The organism is Clostridium sp., assembly GCF_016650095.1.
Taxonomy (GTDB): domain Bacteria; phylum Bacillota; class Clostridia; order Clostridiales; family Clostridiaceae; genus Clostridium_AD.
Map to the genome: position 1 here is coordinate 1 of NZ_JAENWL010000303.1, position 4,647 is coordinate 4,647.

Genomic DNA, 4,647 nt, shown 5'->3' on the forward strand with positions numbered 1-4,647 from the left:
CTTATATAGCGAAAAAATAAGAAGAGCTCAAAATTCAATATATAATTTTTCGAAATATTTTTATTTTAGAAAATCATAATATTTTTATTATAGGAAATCATAAAGGCAAATATTATTTATGAGTTACTATTATATAAATAATTAAGTTCACGAATATTCACGAAAATTTTATAAAAAAATTTATTAAAGACCTAGTCCTTATGATATAATGTTGTTAGAAATTCACTAAAATGAATCACACAAACGGGGTAAGGAGAATTAAATATGATACAATTTAACAAAGTAACTAAAATTTATGATAATAACGTAATAGCCTTGTCGAATGTTGATATTACCATTGAAAAAGGGGAATTTGTATTCTTGGTCGGCCCTAGTGGAGCAGGTAAATCTACTTTTATCAAAATACTTTTAAAAGAGATAGAATTAACTACAGGTAATGTTATTATAAACAATACCGATATAACGAAATTAACTAGAAAACAGATACCATATTTTAGAAGAAAAATTGGAGTGGTTTTCCAAGACTTTAGATTAATTGATACTTTAAATGTTTACGAAAATGTGGCATTCGCACTTCGAGTTATTGAATGTTCTCCAAGAGATATTAGAAAAAAAGTACCTATGGTTTTGGATTTAGTTGGATTATCAAAAAAATATATGGCTTTTCCTAATGAAATTTCAGGTGGAGAGCAACAAAGAGTTTCTCTTGCTAGAGCTATAGTAAATAATCCTACTCTGCTAATTGCTGATGAGCCAACAGGAAATTTGGATCCTGAAACAGCAATTGATATCATGAATATATTAAATGATATTAATAAAGCTGGAACTACAGTAATAATGGCAACCCATGCAAAGAATATAGTGGACTCTATGAAGAAGAGAGTACTCGCTATAGAAAAAGGTGTTTTAGCTAGAGATGAGCAAAGGGGAAGATACGGTTATGAAGATTAATACAGTTAAATATTTTATTGTGGATGCTTTAAGGAGCTTAAAAAGAAATAGAACCGTCAGTATAGCTTCAGTGGCTACAGTGGCAGCTACTCTATTTATTTTAGGCGTATTTTTATTGATTGTTTTTAATGTTAATGCAGGAGTTGAGGAACTAGGTTCTAAGTTACAGGTGAAAATTTATCTAAAGGATAATATAACAATAGCAGATAAATCAGCTATTGAAAAGGCTCTTAACGATGTGCAAGGAGTTTCAGAGATCAAATTTGAAGATAAAAATGATGCGCTAGAAAAGGTAAAGAAACAATTCGGAGAAGATAGTAAATCCTTAGTACAAGGTTTTGAAAAAAACAATCCTTTTCCTAATACATATATTGTAAGAGTAGAAAAACCGGAATTAGTGAATAATGTAGTTAAAGCTATTACGGGACTAAATGGTGTAGAGAAGATTAACGATGTTAGGGCACTTGTTGATAAACTTATAAAAATAATCAATGCTCTAAAAATAGTTGGCTTATTATTATTTTTAATCTTAATAAGTGTATCTCTATTCTTAATAGGAAACACAATTAAGCTTACATTATATTCTAGAAAAAAAGAAATAGGTATCATGAAATTTGTTGGAGCTACTGATTGGTTTATAAGATGGCCATTTATTATTGAAGGTATGATGCTAGGTGTATCCGGAGCAATTATTTCTACTGGAATACTATATTATGCTTATAGAGTGATTTTCGTAAAGTATAATATAACATTAATAGGAATTGGAGTTAACTTAATAAATCCTCTGTTGATATTAAGTACTACTTTATGGCAATTTATATTAGGAGGCTTAATTATTGGAGCAATAGGAAGTATTATATCAATAAGAAAATTCTTGATTGTGTAATATTTAATATATTTATTTTCTTATTAGTGTTATAAATTTTTTATAATTACATAAATAATAAATAGAGAATTGCAAAGAGGTGTATAAAATGGATGATGAAAATAAAGTAGATGAATTTAAAACAGTAGGGTTTGGCAGTAGAAAACCAAAAATAAAAAAAGGCAAATTGATTTTATGGATTGTAGTTTTGGTGATTATCACTAATGTTATAACGCTCGTGGTATCGAGTCAAATTTCATTAAGAACTCCAAATGGAAAAGTACTAATTGGAAGAGATGCCTATGACCAAGTATTAAAATTTCAAAAATTATTTTTAGTGAGAAATAAACTATACGAGTACTATGATGGTAAAATTAGTGATGATGTTTTAGTAGAAGGAGCTATAAAGGGCATGACTGATTCCCTAGAGGATCCTTATACAGTTTTTATGAACAAAAAAGAGTTTGCAGACTTTAATACTCAAACAGTAGGAGCTTATACTGGTCTTGGTTTACAAGTGGGAGTTAAAGATGATAAAATTATTGTAATTGCGCCTTTTGATAAATCACCAGCTAAAGAAGCGGGAATACTCTCAGGGGATGTTATCGAAAAAGTTAATGGAGTAGCTTATAGTGGGAAAGAACTCGAAAAAGCGGTTACAGTGATGAAAGGAAAGGAAAATGAAGCAGTTACCTTAACTATTAATAGAAAAGGGAAAAGTGCTTTTGATGTGAATATGAAACGAGCTACCATAGATTTGGTAACAGTTAAAGGTGAAATGTTAGATAATAATGTTGGATATATTCAGCTTTCAATGTTTGATGAAAACACTTCTAAGAATTTTGATGAAAAATTAGCCGAATTGCAAGGGAAGGGTATGAAAAGTTTAATAATAGATGAAAGAGGAAACCCTGGTGGACTTTTAAATCAAGTTGTAGATTTAACATCTAATTTTGTACCTAAAGGAAAGATTATAGTATATACAATAGATAAGAATAATAAAAAGATTGAGTATAAGTCAAAGGGCGGCCTAGCCATAGGCATGCCATTAACTGTATTAACAGATGCAGGGTCAGCAAGTGCTTCAGAAATTTTTGCAGGCGCTATAAGGGATTATAAGGTTGGTACTTTAGTGGGTGAAAAAACCTTTGGTAAAGGTGTGGTTCAAACTATGCTTTATCAAAGTAGGGATGGATTTGACGATGGTACTGCATTAAAAGTAACTATATCAAAATATTATACACCGAATGGTGAAAATATACATCATATTGGAATAAAACCAGAAGTTGAGGTAGTGTTTCCGCAAGCACTTAAAGAGAAAGAATATGATAGAAGTACTGATCCGCAGTTTAAAAAAGCTCTAGAAATAGCGAAGGGTAAAATTAAGTAACAACATAAGACATATTTGAATAAATAACAAGTATCTACCAATTAATTGGTGGATACTTGGTTTTTAACAACATTTACATAGGTGAGGGTTCATAAGTTATGTGGGGCAATAGAATATGTTTCATAGTAATTTGGGAGGAGAATTTTATCAAATGGAGATTGCAATATATACTTTAAAAACAGTTGCTTCTGCAATTGTAGACCCTTCAAATGCGTTTATTTTAATAATGATTGCATTAATTTTTTATAACAAAAACAAGAAAATTGCTACAATGCAGAAAATGATAATGGGAGAAAGTTTAGATTCACCTTTTGAACTAACTATATCCCAAATTGTATTGGGAATTTTTGCTGGAGCTATAGCAAGTTTATTATTTACATTTTTAGGGCTAGTTTTTGATGAAAATTCGAATATTTATTTATTGTTTATGGTGTCATTATTTTTTATGGCATTTAAGCCTAGATTTATTTGTTTTTCATATTCAGGTGCAGCGTTAGGCATCACTAGCATATTGTTTAAATATGCGGCTAATATATTACACATGCCAAAATTAGATTTTATAAACATAGATATTTTAACTTTAATGACTTTGGTCGGGATATTACATATTATAGAGGGAAGCTTGGTTATGATAGATGGATCAAGAGGCGCTATTCCTGTGTTTACAAATAGAGATAATAAAATTATTGGTGGGTTTGCCTTAAAAAGATATTGGGCATTACCAATCGCTATACTTATACTTTTTAGTGCAGCTACATCAGACTTAATGGGTGGGCAGCCAATAGTGACACCTGAGTGGTGGCCATTAATAAATAGTGATATAATCACGAAAATTGTGGAGAAATCAGTTATAGCGTCCATTGCTTTGTATGGTGTTATTGGGTATAGCGGTATTACTTTCACTAAGAAGAAGAAAAGCAAGGCCCTAACTTCAGGTGCTTTAATAATGGGTTATGGTGTACTACTAACAGCTATGTCACAATTAGCAGTATTAGGAGTGAATTTCCAATTATTTGTTTTGATATTTGCTGCAGCGATTCATGAAGGAATGCTACAACTTGAAAAGCATATGGAACTTACTTCAAAACCTAAATTTGTTAGTAATGAAGAGGGAATTATGGTGCTCGCAGTAGCACCTAAATCTCCTGCTTTCCTCATGGGGATTCAAAGTGGCGATTTAATAGTCCAGATTAATGACAAAAAAATAGAGGCTGAAGAAGAGATATTTAGTTTAATTAAGGGGAATTTTAATTCACTCTTGTTAAAAATCAAAAAACCTTCTGGTGAGTTAAAAGACATGAATTATAGCAATTTGACTGGGAATAAAAGATTGGGAATAGTAATTGTACCAAGGGAGGTACCACAAGATATCTCTGTAGTAAATGTTGATGATGAAAGCTTTAAAGATGTGTTAGAGAAAATGAAAAACAAAGATAAAGAC

General features: G+C 30.6%; 4 protein-coding genes. All 4 read left to right on the forward strand.

The window, feature by feature from the left end; translation table 11 throughout:
- Nucleotides 1-264 precede the first annotated feature (264 nt).
- Nucleotides 265-951 carry a cell division ATP-binding protein FtsE gene (gene ftsE, locus JJE11_RS14935; protein WP_291637021.1) on the forward strand — a complete coding sequence of 229 codons (687 nt, stop codon included), beginning with the start codon at nt 265-267 and terminating at the stop codon, nt 949-951.
- Nucleotides 941-1,837 (forward strand): permease-like cell division protein FtsX, encoded by an 897-nt coding sequence (ftsX, locus tag JJE11_RS14940; protein WP_291637023.1) that lies wholly within the window; start codon nt 941-943, stop codon nt 1,835-1,837. The genes ftsE and ftsX overlap by 11 nt, the downstream gene beginning before the upstream one ends.
- A gap of 151 nt (nt 1,838-1,988) precedes the next feature.
- The gene (locus tag JJE11_RS14945; protein ID WP_291637028.1) at nt 1,989-3,206 is read left to right on the forward strand and encodes a S41 family peptidase; all 1,218 of its coding nucleotides are present in this window, start codon (nt 1,989-1,991) and stop codon (nt 3,204-3,206) included.
- A 151-nt stretch (nt 3,207-3,357) separates the two neighbouring features.
- On the forward strand, nt 3,358-4,647 hold a 1,290-nt coding region (locus JJE11_RS14950; RefSeq protein WP_291637026.1), incomplete at its 3' end, for a PDZ domain-containing protein.